Source organism: Oceanobacillus kimchii X50 (assembly GCF_000340475.1).
Classification (GTDB): Bacteria; Bacillota; Bacilli; order Bacillales; family Amphibacillaceae; genus Oceanobacillus; species Oceanobacillus kimchii.
The window spans coordinates 233,780-247,469 of record NZ_CM001792.1; the positions used below are offsets into that span (position 1 = coordinate 233,780).

The 13,690-nt window shown below is 35.3% G+C and carries 17 protein-coding genes and 1 pseudogene; 14 read left to right on the forward strand and 4 right to left on the reverse strand.

Annotated features, from left to right (window positions below; all coding sequences use genetic code 11):
- Positions 1–10: 10 nt before the first annotated feature.
- Entirely contained in the window at positions 11–430 is a 420-nt protein-coding gene (locus C794_RS01375) for a hypothetical protein (RefSeq protein WP_017795346.1), read from the reverse strand.
- A 174-nt stretch (positions 431–604) separates the two neighbouring features.
- On the opposite strand from C794_RS01375, the gene C794_RS01380 reads away from it, so the two are divergent.
- The 7 genes from C794_RS01380 (at position 605) to C794_RS01410 (ending at position 5,030) form a co-directional block, all read left to right on the forward strand.
- The gene (locus C794_RS01380; RefSeq protein WP_017795347.1) at positions 605–1,201 is read left to right on the forward strand and encodes a DNA-3-methyladenine glycosylase; all 597 of its coding nucleotides are present in this window, start codon (positions 605–607) and stop codon (positions 1,199–1,201) included.
- Positions 1,202–1,309: 108 nt separating this feature from the next.
- On the forward strand, positions 1,310–1,765 hold the full coding sequence (locus tag C794_RS01385) for a DinB family protein (RefSeq protein WP_017795348.1): 456 nt from the start codon (positions 1,310–1,312) through the stop codon (positions 1,763–1,765).
- Between the two features lie 5 nt (positions 1,766–1,770).
- Positions 1,771–2,193, forward strand: coding sequence for a VOC family protein (locus C794_RS01390; protein ID WP_017795349.1), 423 nt, complete (start codon positions 1,771–1,773; stop codon positions 2,191–2,193).
- Between the two features lies 1 nt (position 2,194).
- Positions 2,195–2,959: an ABC transporter ATP-binding protein gene (locus C794_RS19575; protein ID WP_017795350.1), complete on the forward strand. Its 765-nt coding sequence runs from the start codon at positions 2,195–2,197 to the stop codon at positions 2,957–2,959.
- A 14-nt stretch (positions 2,960–2,973) separates the two neighbouring features.
- Positions 2,974–3,717, forward strand: a complete 744-nt coding sequence (locus C794_RS01400) for an ABC transporter permease (RefSeq protein WP_195891532.1) — start codon at positions 2,974–2,976, stop codon at positions 3,715–3,717.
- Positions 3,718–4,035: 318 nt separating this feature from the next.
- Positions 4,036–4,257: a hypothetical protein gene (locus C794_RS01405; protein WP_139342871.1), complete on the forward strand. Its 222-nt coding sequence runs from the start codon at positions 4,036–4,038 to the stop codon at positions 4,255–4,257.
- A gap of 32 nt (positions 4,258–4,289) precedes the next feature.
- Positions 4,290–5,030 carry an alpha/beta hydrolase gene (locus C794_RS01410; RefSeq protein WP_017795353.1) on the forward strand — a complete coding sequence of 247 codons (741 nt, stop codon included), beginning with the start codon at positions 4,290–4,292 and terminating at the stop codon, positions 5,028–5,030.
- 463 nt (positions 5,031–5,493) lie between these two features.
- Here the strand turns inward: C794_RS01410 and C794_RS01415 are convergent, their stop codons facing one another.
- Complete coding sequence (locus C794_RS01415) at positions 5,494–5,868, reverse strand: hypothetical protein (protein WP_017795354.1); 375 nt, start codon at positions 5,866–5,868, stop codon at positions 5,494–5,496.
- 95 nt (positions 5,869–5,963) lie between these two features.
- Here C794_RS01415 and C794_RS01420 point away from each other — a divergent pair, with 95 nt between their 5' ends.
- The 3 genes from C794_RS01420 (at position 5,964) to C794_RS01430 (ending at position 9,503) form a co-directional block, all read left to right on the forward strand.
- Positions 5,964–6,713, forward strand: coding sequence for a nucleotidyltransferase domain-containing protein (locus C794_RS01420; RefSeq protein WP_017795355.1), 750 nt, complete (start codon positions 5,964–5,966; stop codon positions 6,711–6,713).
- A 372-nt stretch (positions 6,714–7,085) separates the two neighbouring features.
- Complete coding sequence (locus C794_RS01425) at positions 7,086–8,252, forward strand: hypothetical protein (protein ID WP_017795356.1); 1,167 nt, start codon at positions 7,086–7,088, stop codon at positions 8,250–8,252.
- Positions 8,253–8,270: 18 nt separating this feature from the next.
- Entirely contained in the window at positions 8,271–9,503 is a 1,233-nt protein-coding gene (locus C794_RS01430; protein WP_017795357.1) for a metal-dependent hydrolase family protein, read from the forward strand.
- 74 nt (positions 9,504–9,577) lie between these two features.
- On the opposite strand, the gene C794_RS01435 is transcribed toward C794_RS01430, so the two are convergent.
- Positions 9,578–9,787, reverse strand: coding sequence for a zinc ribbon domain-containing protein (locus tag C794_RS01435; RefSeq protein WP_017795358.1), 210 nt, complete (start codon positions 9,785–9,787; stop codon positions 9,578–9,580).
- A 152-nt stretch (positions 9,788–9,939) separates the two neighbouring features.
- Between C794_RS01435 and C794_RS01440 the strand changes: the two genes are divergently transcribed.
- Complete coding sequence (locus tag C794_RS01440; protein ID WP_017795359.1) at positions 9,940–10,926, forward strand: aldo/keto reductase; 987 nt, start codon at positions 9,940–9,942, stop codon at positions 10,924–10,926.
- 17 nt (positions 10,927–10,943) lie between these two features.
- On the opposite strand, the pseudogene C794_RS21330 reads toward C794_RS01440, so the two are convergent.
- Positions 10,944–11,216, reverse strand: a pseudogene (locus C794_RS21330) (VanZ family protein); the annotation flags it as partial.
- A 153-nt stretch (positions 11,217–11,369) separates the two neighbouring features.
- Here C794_RS21330 and C794_RS01450 point away from each other — a divergent pair.
- The 3 genes from C794_RS01450 to C794_RS01460 are packed head-to-tail and all read left to right on the forward strand — an operon-like array spanning position 11,370 to position 13,663.
- The gene (locus tag C794_RS01450) at positions 11,370–12,398 is read left to right on the forward strand and encodes a C45 family autoproteolytic acyltransferase/hydrolase (protein ID WP_017795361.1); all 1,029 of its coding nucleotides are present in this window, start codon (positions 11,370–11,372) and stop codon (positions 12,396–12,398) included.
- Positions 12,395–12,829, forward strand: coding sequence for an aminoglycoside 6'-N-acetyltransferase (aac(6'), locus tag C794_RS01455; protein WP_017795362.1), 435 nt, complete (start codon positions 12,395–12,397; stop codon positions 12,827–12,829). Before C794_RS01450 ends, aac(6') begins: the two co-directional genes overlap by 4 nt.
- Before the next feature lie 45 nt (positions 12,830–12,874).
- Positions 12,875–13,663, forward strand: coding sequence for an MBL fold metallo-hydrolase (locus C794_RS01460; RefSeq protein WP_017795363.1), 789 nt, complete (start codon positions 12,875–12,877; stop codon positions 13,661–13,663).
- Positions 13,664–13,690: the final 27 nt, after the last annotated feature.

Consider the following 13,690-nt stretch of genomic DNA (forward strand, 5'->3'; position numbering starts at 1 on the left):
TTAATTTCTTTTAGTCGATATGGAGAGAGAATATATAAGATGCTTCTCCTTGATCCCAATAACCTATAATTTCATAGATTATCTCTCCTTTATTCATTAAATCTATAGAATCAGAAGAACTTACCACTTGATTATCCTCCCAGATTCTAACAGCATATTTACTAGGTTCCATGTCAAAGTTTAATGTAACTTGAGAGTTTGTAGTCACATTAGGTGAATCGAATTGTTTTGCTAATTCAGATGGCCCGTCTATATCTACCGTAGTATTTGTCATGGGCCCATCTTTATTTTCGTATTCCCAACTGTATGTTCCTTGAATGGTTGTGATTATTTTATTACCAATATCGATTGATAATTGTGGTGGTTCCAGTAATTGATTTTCTTTAGCACTTGAATGAACTGGTTTATCAATAGTTATCGTTTCTTCCACACATCCTACAAGAAAGAGGAAAGTACAACATATAATCAATAATAGAATGTTTTCATGATACACCTCCAATACATCTTTAAATTTAATATATCATAAATAGTTAGAATATTGGTTATATTTATGAACTGCTGAGAACGGGTACACTGAAAGAAAATGAAAAAGGATGTGTAGATAATGGAGCAACAGCAGAATTTCGAACCATTAGTTGAATCATTTTACCAAGTACCAACACTTGAATTAGCGAAAAATCTATTAGGTTGTATTTTAGTGAAACAAACGGAAGAAGGAACAACTTCAGGTATTATTGTTGAGACAGAGGCTTATCTGGGAAATTCAGACCGAGCAGCTCACGGTTATGGAAATCGAAGGACAAAACGTACAGAAATTCTCTATGCTAAACCAGGGCATGCATATGTGCATCTCATTCATAATCATCGTCTGATTAATGTGGTTAGTAGTATGGAAGGTGATCCTGAAAGCGTGCTAATTCGAGCGGTCGAACCTTTTTCCGGTATAGATGAAATGCTTATGCGGAGACCAGTGAAGAAGTTTCAGAACTTAACCAGTGGGCCAGGAAAATTAACACAAGCTATGGGGATACACATGGAGGATTATGGCCGCTACATGCTAGAGCCTCCTTTATTTATATCTGAAGGAAAATCTCCCGTATCAGTGAAAAGCGGAAGTCGAATTGGCATAGAAAATACTGGTGAGGCAAAGGATTATCCTTATCGATTTTGGGTAGATGGCAATCCTTTTGTATCAAAATAAAATATCGCTATTCATTGGAAAGACAAAGGGATTCACATATTTATGTAGAAATAATTAGGTAGATGTATTCATAGACATTATAAATATTAAAAAATAAGGAGGAAATCAATGAATACGAAAGAAGTTTTATTAGCTCAGATTGACGCTTGTTTGGAAAATACATGGTTTGTATCATTATTTTATTCTATAGAAGGACTGACAGAAGAAGAGGCAGATTGGAAACCTTCAAGTGAAGTAAACTCCATTCGAGAAATAGTAAATCATTTGATTTTTTATAATGAACGACATCTAAACAGATTTAAGAACGCACCGACAGACACGAAAAAAGTTGAATCCACTTTTTCGAATAGAGATGGACTTACTTGGGATGATGTACGTGAAAGGATTACAAAGGGAATTGAAAGCTGGAAAATGGAATTGCAAAATGCAGGTATGAATAAAGTGGAGGAGCAAGCAGAGGTAATAGCCCATTTAACTATTCATATAACCTATCATACTGGTCAGATTATTTTCCTTAGGAAATTACAAGGGAGTTGGAATAAAGAAGATGGTGTGAAGGGGTGAAATTGATGAATGAAAAGCTTTGGAGAATTGGAACAACATATATTCCGGTAAGCGATATAGAACTTTCTGCAAATTGGTACGTGGAAAAGTTAGGTGCACGGGTGAACTATCAAGATGATGATAAATGTATTCTAGATCTGGCAAATCAAAGCATTTTTCTTGTTAGATCTCCATCTGGTCAAAATGCTAATTTTATAGATTTAGCTGGAGAAGAACATTTTTCCATAACGTTTGAAGTGGATGGAGTAAAATCACTAGAATTTCTCCGGCTTGAATTAGCGGTAGATGATGTTCGTGTAGGTGAACTAGAAGATAGAGGTCATGCGGGAAGGAATTTCGTGTTTTATGATCCAGATGGCAATAAATTTGATGTGTGGAGTGAATTGAGTCCTCGTTTTAAGGAAAAGTATAGATTATTGGAGGGATGATATGTCTCATTCTGTAAATATTGAAGAAAAGTCAAGTGTCGTTATAAAGGGGCTAACAAAGCGATTTCAGAGTGAAGTAGTTTTAGATAATGTAGATATAACCATTTCAAAAAATGAGATACATGGAATTATTGGTCGAAATGGAGCAGGGAAAACAACATTTATTGAATGTATAACAGGATTTCTACCTTTTGATAGTGGAGAAGTCAAGCTTTTGAACCTTGAGGGTCCACAAAACCAAAAACAGATAATGCAACATATTGGTATACAACCCCAAGTCGGAAACCTATTGCCAAGACAAACGGTTTATGAAACGATCCAATTATTTACAAGCTTTTATAAAGAATCCATCCCTGTTGAAAAATTAATGGATTTACTAGCTTTAAATCAACTGGAAACTAAGAAAATAAAAGACCTATCTGTTGGTCAAAAGCAACGATTACTAGTAGGATTAGCTTTGATTGGTAATCCATCATTAATCATATTAGATGAACCGACAACTGGTATTGATCCTCAAATACGTCAACTAATCTGGGAAGTATTAAAAGAAGTAAGAGATTTGGGAAGCACAATCTTATTAACTACTCACTATATGGAAGAGGCTCATAAGTTATGTGATCGTATTTCTATTTTACATAATAATAGGTTTTTGGTTACTGGAACTCCTGAAGAAATAATAAATGCACATAAAAAGCACTTATCTGATAGTTTAGAAGATGTATTCCTTAATCTTACAGGAACGGATTTACGAAAGGAGATTGATTAAGGATTATGAAAGAAATGGCCATTATTCAAAATTTAGTTGTGGTTGGCTTGAAAGAAATTACTCGTGACCCAAAAATTTTGTTCTTTTCAATGATCTTTCCTTTGTTTTTCCTAGGCTTATTTTATGGAATGAGTTTTGTTATTCCTTCATCAGAAGTAATGGAAATGACGATGATCGAGTTTATGTTTCCTGGTATTTTAATGATGGCATTTGCAAGTATAGGCTTTTTAGGCACATCTGTACCAATTATTGAAATGAGACAAAAAGGGGTATTAAAAACATTTCGAACTACGCCTTTAAAGGAGAATACTTTTGTTTTGTCGCAGGTTATTGTCCGGTTGGTACTTGCCTGCATTCAATTAGTAATATTTGTTGTAATAGGTGTTTTCTTAAATATGATTGATATGAGTAATCTCTTGCTTTTTCTAGTCATTTCATTATTGGGTATTTGTATGTTTTTAATATTTGGGTTTCTATTTGGTGGTCTTTTTAATCATGTTGAACTAGCTTCAGGTGTCTTAAGTTTTTTGATGGTCCCTCTTATCATGTTAAGTGGTGCAATGCTGCCATTATATATTTTACCAGATGTATTTCAAACCATTTCATATTTTATACCAATTACGTATTTAACGGATATCTATCATCAATTTTTGTTTGGTGTAGAAGGAAATATCCCTATTATTGCTGATGTCCTTATTATTATTGGAATCAGTGTCATCTTTTATTGGTTAACTGTTAAGACATTTAAGTGGAATTAGTCTTACCTGATGGAGGTGTTCAGTACTGGATAATTTTTATTGATGTGGTTTTAATTTTTTTGGATATTTAATTTTTCCGGAGTTGTTTTTTTAATTGGAAGTGTCATTGTATTTTTATTTCCTGCATTTTATTTTCTTGGTGCAGAGAATTAGTTCAGAGTTTTTACCATCCTTCCTTTGATTTCTTTTGTTGTGGCATTTTTTCTATATCGGAGAGTTGAATAGTTTGCAAGAAGGTGAATGTAAATGGTTATCTTATTTATTTTAGTTTTTCTCATTGCGTTATATCTTAATAAAGATCGGCTCAAGAAGTTAACGATGTTGCAAATATTTGGAGTTGCACTGACGTTTGTTTTAGGAATATTAATTGGGGCTGGTCTTATTCTTTACTTTGTTTACTTGGTAGACGAGTTTTTCCCTGATGGAAGTATAAGAACAGTATTGAGGGTTTTAGTTGTAATTATTTCATTTTGGGTTATTTTCATGATGATGAGTAAAGTCGTAAATCGAATTATAGGGAAAGATTTTACTGACTTATAGTTCTGTTAAAATTCAAAAATGGAGGGCTAGAGATGCCAGAGCAATATGCCGTATTAGAAGGAGCGGAGCCATTTTATTTTGAAGGGAATCGTGTAGGAGTATTGGTTTCTCATGGTTTTACCGGTACGACACAAAGTATGCGACCGCTTGGGGAAGCATTTGCGGATGCTGGATATACTATATGTAGCCCAAGATTGAAGGGACATGGAACCCATTATAAAGATATGGAGAAAACGACATTCCATGATTGGATTGAATCTATTGAAGAAGGATATCAGTGGCTCCAAGAGCGTTGTGACTCTATTTACATGTGCGGCTTGTCAATGGGAGGAACATTATCTCTATACATGGCAGAGAAGTACAGTGAATTAAAAGGAATTGTCTTAATAAATGCCGCTATAGAAGTGCCAGATATGGAAACAGCAACAGATATAAAAGATACACGTTTTATTGATGCAATTGGATCAGATATAAAAAAGCTGAATGTGCAGGAATTAGCATATGAAAAAACACCAGTTCAATCGATTAGAGAGATTGTAGGGCTGATGGAACAAGTACGATTAGATTTAAATAAAGTTACGTGCCCCACATGTATATTTGTATCGGATGTGGATCATGTGGTACCACCATATAATTCAGAGGTCATATATAAAGAAATCGAATCTAACGTGAAAGAAATAATTCCATTAAAAGATAGTTATCACGTGGCAACGCTGGATAATGACCAGGCTTATATAATTGAGAAAACATTGGAGTTTATAGGTGAGTATTAGTTTGAGGGAGAAAATTTAATACCAAATGTTAATGGTATAAGTATTGTAGATGTTTTAATGTTAAAGGAGTCTGACTTAGCGGGAATTCCTGACCAAGCAGGTATTTTTGTGATAATCGAATGTTGAAGTAACTATCTTATGATGCTTTCATACGTTGAGAAGACAGGGGGAACTACCTGATGGGAAAAAGAAGAAAATTAGATAACGGTATGAAAAGACAGGTCAGTCCATATCGGATATGGCATCTATAGTAATATTAATTTCTAGAGATAGACTTGGAAAAGTTAAATATAATTCATTGTTTTACGCTAGAGTAGAAGAGCTTCAACCATTTATACCTAGGACTTCAGGTTTGAAGCTCTGAGACCAAGCAGATGAAATAAGTCCGATAGTTCCTGTTGAGAAGAACCTTTTACAACGTAACTTTTCCTATTTCAATATGATTCTGTAGAAACGAATTCCATTATCCTTCCACCATCTGTAGATATGGAATCTCTCTGTTTTCTACAATTGCAATAAATACTTGCGTATCGGTTTCATAAATTTTCGTTCCTACAGGCAGTTTATTAGCGGTTCCGTTTTCAAAATCTTTAGCTTCATTCGATTGGAAAGAAATCTCTCCTATTTCCTCGCCAATTGTATATTCTTCTTCTTGAACCCATTCAATGTTTATTGCATTGGAAAAAACAGTATCTTCTAATAGAAAAATGTCTGCGTTTTCATTTTGGAGGAATTCATATGGAGTTGGGTTTTTTGTTACGGATTTTTCTTCTTCCTCAGTACAACCGGTTAATGTAAAGATTGGCACGAAGAGAATGATCATAATGATACGTAACACTGTTTTCCCTCCTTGATAATTTATGTAGGTATTTATTCAATAGTATATCGGATATTCCCTTTAAATGGTAATTATTAATTTGAGGAGGAGATGTAATGAAAGATATAAGAAATCGCATGAATGCAAGAGAAGCAGCTAGGAAAATAGTAGAGCAACATTTCCCCTCTTGTACTGGAGCGGTTTTAGCAGGGAGTGTAGTACGTGGGGAAGCAACAAATACTTCTGATCTAGATATCGTTATTTTTGATAAAAAATTACCAGCATCTTATCGAACTTCATTTAATTCTTTTGGGTGGCCAGTGGAAGCATTTGTACATAATAGTGAATCATACAAGTTTTTCTTTGAGTCTGACCGCAAGCGAGCTCGGCCATCTTTGCCGGATATGGTAGCTAATGGAGTAATTATCAAGAATGAGGATGGGATAATGGATAAGATTAAAGTAGAAGCGAACCAAATTTTAACGAATGGACCTGATAAGTGGACGAAAGAAGAGATTGACTTAAAGCGCTATTTCTTAACGGATGTGTTAGATGATTTTATCGGTAGTGAATATAGACCAGAGGAATTATTTATATTAAATAAGCTCATGGATCTTGTTTGTGAATTTATATTACGAACAAAAAATCAATGGGTTGGAGATTCGAAAGGAATGTATCGTGCTTTACAGAGGCATGATGATACTCTAACTGAAGAATTGATAAGGAGCGTGGATACTTTCTATCAATATAATGAGAAGAAGTCTATGATTGAATTTGTCGATAGAATCCTAGAACCATATGGCGGAAGATTCTTTGAGGGTTTTCTACTGGGAAAGATGGAAAGTGCTCAAAGTAAGGAGATGTAGAAAAAGTTTTCATTCATAAGGAAGATGAGTGCCCATAATCGGAGGGAGAAGTAGAAAATGGTCACTCATAAGGAAGATGAGTGCCCAGAATCAGAGGAAGCAAGAAGAAATGGTCACTCATGTAATTTAAGGAATAGTCTAGTCTTTTTTGGTTATGGGGTTCTATCAAATTAATGTTGGGAATAAGTGGAATAACGAAACTGTTCGATTTTTTCTGAAAAATATGTTGATTTTTGACTAATTATGCGTTTATAATAATTAGCAATCACTCTACATTTTCAGACTTTGGACTATTATATAGATGTAGCCCTATCAACAGAGTGAATTTTCGGAATCATTAATTAATTATCATCAAAGAAGGAGGGCTATTTCATGATCAGTAATCCACTGGTTGCTACAACACTTATTTTTGCATTAATTGCTCTAGGAGAATATATCTCTATTATTACAAGGGCAAGAGTTCCAATGTTGCTTACTGCGATGGTTGGATATCTCATTTGTGTATGGACAGGTATTTTTCCAAATGATTTGCTCGCAACTTCACAGTTCGCAGCGCTAGGGGCTATCTTAGTTGGACCAGCAATTTTGCATATGGGGACGATGATTCCTTTCTCACTTTTAAAAAGTCAGTATAAAGCTGTACTTATTTCATTAGGTGGACTAGTTGTGTCAGGGGCACTCGTATTAATTATCGTGAGCCTAATCTTTGATTATCCTACTGCTGTAGCAGGTGTTGGACCATTGAGTGGAGGTATTGTTGCACTTATTGTTACTTCAGAAAAACTAGCAGAAATTGGTTTAACGAGTTTAGTTGTAATTCCTGCATTAGTTGTCGCTTTTCAGGGTGTACTAGGTATGCCTTTAGCACAGTATTTCTTGCGTAGGTATGCATTTACTATTCAAGAGAAAATCGACAACGGCACTTTTGTACCGATAAACCAAGATGAAGCAAGCGCTACCCAAGAAACAGTGAAGCCAGATGGTCCAATTAAATCAAGTGCGACATTAAAGTTGTTCTTTATATTTGTTGGGGCATCTATCGGTATTGTGCTGGGAGAGTTAACACCAATACATTACAGTCTATGGTGTCTGGCAATTGGTGTTGGTGGCTTGAAATTAGGTATATTCCAGCATAAATCATTGGAGAAAGCCAATTCGTTTAATTTAACGATGATTGGAATTATCTTTGTCGTAATTGGAACCATGGCGGATGTTGGACCACAAGATGTGTTAAACAATTTACCTAGTATTATTGTGTTGCTGTTACTTGGTACATTTGGTCTTTCGCTTGGTGGGTATGTTGTATCTAAGTTGCTCAAATGGCATCCATATAAAGGAATGCCTGTCGCATTAACGGCACTATTTGGGTTTCCTGCAGACTATATACTTTGTGAAGAAGTAAGTAGAAGTATTGCTCGGAATAAAGAAGAGGAACAGACTATTTTTGATGAAATTTTAACACCAATGTTAATCGGTGGATTTACAACAGTAACTGTTGCTTCTGTTGTAATAGCAGGGATATTAGTAGAAACATTATAATATTTGGGGGAAGATATCATGACAAGCTTATTAATAAAAAACGGATTGTTTATAGATGGAAATGGCGGTGAACCAGAGAAAGATGTAATTGTTGTAGTAAAGGATAATCAAATTGCTTACGTAGGATCAGAAACGGCTTATTCTATCAGTGGTGAGGAACAAGTAGTAGATGCCCAAGGTGGAACAATACTTCCTGGGATGATTGATACACATGTGCATATGATGATGGAGTTTTCTCCAGTTGCAGAAAGATTGGAGACACCTTTTTCTTTTATGTATTATCAAGCAGCAAAATATTTAGAGAACACATTAAAAGCAGGAATTACCACTGTAAGAGACGCTCTTGGTACTGATCTTGGTGTGAAGAAAGCGGTAGAAGAAGGTTTAATTTCAGGTCCTCGATTACAGTTAAGTATCAATGCACTTACGATTACCGGTGGACATGGAGATGGTTATACTGTTTCCGGACGTGAAGTCGATTTATTGCCATCGGATTATCCGGGGATGCCAAGTGGTAAATGTGATGGTGTAGAAGAAGTGCGCAAGAAAACACGTGAAATGTTACGTGCCGGTGCAGAAGTTATCAAAGTGCATGCTACTGGAGGCGTTCTAAGTGCTACGGATCATCCAGAATTCACTCAATTTTCGCAAGAGGAACTAGAGACGATCGTAGAAGAAGGACGCTTCCGTAAAGGCGTCAAAGTAATGGCACATGCTCAAGGAGCAGAAGGAATCAAAAACGCAGTAAGAGCTGGGGTACATTCGATTGAACATGGAATATTTCTTGATGATGAGGCAATTGACATGATGATAGAAAAAGGGACTTACCTCGTTCCAACACTACTAGCACCAGTTGCTGTTCTTGAAACAGCCAAAGAGACGGGAATGCCTGATACCGCAGTACAAAAATCAAAAGAAGTTATTGAATTTCATAAAGCAAGTATTGCTAAAGCGCATAAAGCTGGTGTGAAAATTGCAATGGGAACCGATGCTGGTGTGATGAAGCATGGAACAAACTTACGCGAACTTGGTTTAATGACAGAAGCTGGGATGACACCAATGGAGGCTATTATAGCTTCTACTAAGACAGCTGCAGAGTGTCTTGGTTGGGAAGATAAAGTTGGGACCGTTGAAGAAGGAAAGTTAGCAGATATTATTATTGTTAATGGAAATCCATTAGAGGATATTAACTTACTAGCGAATAATGAAAACATAAAAACGGTTATTAAAGACGGGAAAATAGAAAAATAGTAATTAAAATATCCGCCTGAGACCTATACATTAAAGTGTATAATCTCAGACGGTTTTTTTATTTTTTTATGTATTTAACCACCGAAGAATAGATCAAATGCATTACTAGCAGTTGAGCTATCTTTATTATAGAACTCAGAGTAACCGCAATCTTGGCAGTAAACTACGGTGAAACGGTTATTTTGGACATCAAACATTTTTGATAATCCTGAACCAGTCATTGATACATCTTTTTGATCTGCATTTCTACTACCGCACTTTATACAACCTTGACCTTGTTTCATTATCATCACCTCTTATAATGTAATACGATTAAATCATATGAAAAGTTTCATGGGATCTTGATATATAATATCCGCGATTTCTTATGTTTAATTATTCTATTTTATAGGGAAAAAATCAAAAGAAGACGAAAAATATTAAGGGGTGATGAATAGTGAAGCTACATGAAGCTTTAAATAAAAAAATTGGTTTAGGCACTGCTCCGTTAGGAAATATGTTCCGAAAGGTATCTGAAGAAGAAGCACAAGAGACTATCCGAAATGCGTGGGAACAAGGCATTCGATATTTTGATACGGCACCTTTTTATGGAGCGGGATTATCGGAAATTCGTCTTGGAGAAGCATTGTCTGATAAAAAACGAAGCGATTATCTTTTAAGCTCAAAGGTTGGCAGAATTATTTTAGAAGATGAAATGGAAGAAAAATCGGGATTGTTTGAAGATGCGCGTCAAAATAAGATTCTAACAGATTATACAGAGGAAGCGACTTTACGTTCCATTGAAGATAGTCTAAAACGATTAAATACAGATTATCTAGATATGATATTTGTACATGACATTTCACCAGATTTCTTAGGTGATGAATGGATTACAAAATTTGAAGAAGCACGAAATGGTGCATTTAAAGTACTGGATCGACTGCGTGATGAGGGAGTAATCAAATCATGGGGGATTGGTGTTAACACAACTATTCCAATTGAAGTCGCCATGGAATTAGAAGAAGCAAATCCAGATCTTTCCCTGACAGCAACACAATATACACTGATGCAGCATGATCGTGCATTGGAGCGTATGATGTCTCTCGGTGAAAAAACAGGAAAAAAATTTGTGGTTGGTGCACCATATAATTCAGGAGCATTGCTTGGAGGAGATTATTTTGATTATCAACCGGCGACCGAAGAAGTAAAAAAACAAGCACAGCAATTAAGACAAATTGCCGACAAACATGGGATTAGTCTAAAAGCAGCAGCGCTACAGTTCTCTACCGCACATCCTGCAGTTAGTGCAGTAATTCCTGGCTCTACAAGACCGAGTCGTATCAAGGAAGATTTAAGCGCGATGCAAGAAACCATTCCTGCGGTGTTTTGGCAAGAGCTGATTAGAGAAGGATTGATTTCTGATAAAGCTCCCTTACCAAAATAGAATTTATGAAAAAACGCTCAAGAAACTTTGAGCGTTTTTTTCTTACAAACACTTAATAAATATTGTGCAATGATATATCCAATTGCTTCTCCTAAGGTATTTAATATCAGATTATCTACATCAAAACTTCTACTGATTACAAATCCAAGTGAACCCAATGCTAATTGTGAAATTTCAATAGTTAGACTGCTAAGAAAAATAATAAGTGCAACATGCTCTAATCGTAGGGTTTTCCATAATAATGAGATATACACACCTAATGGCAACAGTAAGATTACATTGTATAAGGTTAATTTTACTGCATTCCAAAAAAACCAATCAAAGCCATGATTATACCATTAAGTTGCTGGTAAATTAGTAAATTTATGAATAATTTATGATACAATAAAAATAATCTGAAAATTATAAAATGAGGAATGGAATCATGGAAGGCGTGATGGATAATGAGTGAATTTTATGAAGTAGATATATTTCAATGTAGGGGGAGTTCATTTGACATTGGTTATCAAATTGGAGAACAACTCAAAAATAACAAAATTGTAGATGTGTATAAAGAAAAGATGAAACCAACGATAGATATAGCAAATATGGAATCCGTGTTTTCTACTTACGCGCCACATCTTATAGAAGAATTGAAAGGGATATCAGAAGGATTAGAGATTTCCTATAAGGAGGCTGCAGCAATATTTAGTGGCTATGATATTCCAAAAATGGATGCAATGGGGTGCTCAGCAACAATTACAAATGATTTCTATGTTCGAAACTATGACTTTTCTCCACTATTATATGATCATATATTTAGCTTAGTAGACTCTGAAGTTGCTTATGCATCTGCTGGTTATTCGCAACAAGTTCTCGGGAGGTTAGATGGGGTGAATAGTGAGGGTCTAGTAATGGGGCTTCATTTTGTGAGTTTTAAGGAGTTTCAGAATGGTATATCGGCTTGGACGGCCATACGAATGGTGTTGGATACATGTTCTAGTACTAGTGAAGCGGTTGATCTGTTAAAAGTAATTCCACATGCCGCTTGCTACAATTTTTCTATTGGTGATAAGTCTGGTGATATAGCTGTTGTTGAAGCTAGTCCAAATAAAGTTGTAATGCGTGAAGACAAAAGCTACCTTACTTGTGTAAATCACTTTCAAAACCAAGATTTGCATCAAAAAAATAGAAAGTATATAGAGTTTTCTATGAAGAGAAATATGCATATGCAGGAATTGAATAAAAAAGGATTTTCCGAGAAGCAAATGTTTGAACGATTTAAAGATAGTCATTCTCCATTATTCTTTAAGAACTATGATGATTACTTCGGCACACTTCATACTTTTTGTTATTCCTTCCATGATTCCAAGATAACTACTTGTTTGGCAAAAAGTGAGCACGTATTATCCTTTTACTTGGATGATTGGGTTAATGGAAAAGCGATCTCAAATACTAGCATGTCAGGAAAAATAGAAAGGGAAAGTATATGATTAAAGAAATAATATTAGATGAAGCTAGAATAGCAGCGGTGTTTGCTTGTAAATTATGGCCGAGTCAGACTGTTAACGAATTTGAAAAAGAAATGGAACTACTTATTAAAGATGACCACGCTGCTGTCTTACTTGCTTATCAAAACAATGAAGCAATTGGGTTTGCGCAATGTCAGATAAGGTTTGATTACGTAGAAGGAACAAATTCAAGTCCAGTTGGATATTTAGAAGGGCTGTATGTATTGGAAAGTTATAGAAAGTCAGGAATAGCAAGAGAATTGGTGAAGGAATGTGAGCGTTGGGCAAAAAGAAAAGGATGTTCAGAGTTTGCAAGTGACTGCGAACTGGGTAATGAACAAAGTCTTGCTATGCATCTTCGTCTAGGATTTACAGAGGCGAATCGAATTATATGTTTCCGAAAAGATATATAAAACTAACCTATGAGTCTAGAATATGTTAATGAAAGGAATGCTAAAATGATTCAATTCAAGGATAAGAACCTTACCGTCTTTCAAAGTGCCTTATACAAGACAACGACTGCCGTTATTGACACGGAAGAAGCACTTATTATGACGGATCCGAATTGGTTACCAGAAGAAGTGCAAGAAATTAGAAACTACATATCGCAACATATCGGGAATAAAAAATTATACACCATTTATACACATAGTGACTTTGACCATATTATTGGAGCTAGTGCTTTTCCAGAAGCCTATGTGGTTGCTTCAGAAGAGTTTAGTAACAATGAACATAAGGAAGAAATTAAGAAGCAGATTGAAGAGTTTGATCAAAAATATTATATATATCGAAATTATACGCCGGCGTATCCTAACGTGGATTATCAAGTAGTCAATGATGGAGAAACATTACAGATTGGTAATGTTACACTATATTTTTATAAATCGCCTGGACATACGTCTGATGGAATATTTACGGTTATAGAGCCGTATGGAATTTTTTTGTCTGGGGATTATCTATCAGACGTAGAATTTCCTTTTATTTTTAGTGGTTATCGGGACTATGTTAGTACGGTAGACAAAGGAATAAGGATCTTTAAAGAGCATCCAATTTACTATCATGTTCCCGGACACGGAACAACTACTGTTGATAGAAAAGAAATTACAAGAAGAGTAGAGATATCTCGGTATTATTTAGAACAGTTAGGTAAAGGAAACGAACAGTTAGAGGAATTTTGCCAAAAAGAATATGATTTTTTTGAGGGCATGAGGGATATTCACGAAAGCAATAAAGCAAAAGCAGATTAACAGTATTCAAAACCGAAGTGGGAGGGA

Coding starts and splice junctions, on each gene's coding strand:
- C794_RS01380 (WP_017795347.1), top strand. CDS start 605: ATGGAGCAACAGCAGAATTTCGAACCATTAGTTGAATCATTTTACCAA.
- C794_RS01385 (WP_017795348.1), top strand. CDS start 1,310: ATGAATACGAAAGAAGTTTTATTAGCTCAGATTGACGCTTGTTTGGAA.
- C794_RS01390 (WP_017795349.1), top strand. CDS start 1,771: ATGAATGAAAAGCTTTGGAGAATTGGAACAACATATATTCCGGTAAGC.
- C794_RS19575 (WP_017795350.1), top strand. CDS start 2,195: ATGTCTCATTCTGTAAATATTGAAGAAAAGTCAAGTGTCGTTATAAAG.
- C794_RS01400 (WP_195891532.1), top strand. CDS start 2,974: ATGGCCATTATTCAAAATTTAGTTGTGGTTGGCTTGAAAGAAATTACT.
- C794_RS01405 (WP_139342871.1), top strand. CDS start 4,036: ATGTTGCAAATATTTGGAGTTGCACTGACGTTTGTTTTAGGAATATTA.
- C794_RS01410 (WP_017795353.1), top strand. CDS start 4,290: ATGCCAGAGCAATATGCCGTATTAGAAGGAGCGGAGCCATTTTATTTT.
- C794_RS01420 (WP_017795355.1), top strand. CDS start 5,964: ATGAAAGATATAAGAAATCGCATGAATGCAAGAGAAGCAGCTAGGAAA.
- C794_RS01425 (WP_017795356.1), top strand. CDS start 7,086: ATGATCAGTAATCCACTGGTTGCTACAACACTTATTTTTGCATTAATT.
- C794_RS01430 (WP_017795357.1), top strand. CDS start 8,271: ATGACAAGCTTATTAATAAAAAACGGATTGTTTATAGATGGAAATGGC.
- C794_RS01435 (WP_017795358.1), bottom strand. CDS start 9,787: ATGAAACAAGGTCAAGGTTGTATAAAGTGCGGTAGTAGAAATGCAGAT.
- C794_RS01450 (WP_017795361.1), top strand. CDS start 11,370: ATGAGTGAATTTTATGAAGTAGATATATTTCAATGTAGGGGGAGTTCA.
- C794_RS01460 (WP_017795363.1), top strand. CDS start 12,875: ATGATTCAATTCAAGGATAAGAACCTTACCGTCTTTCAAAGTGCCTTA.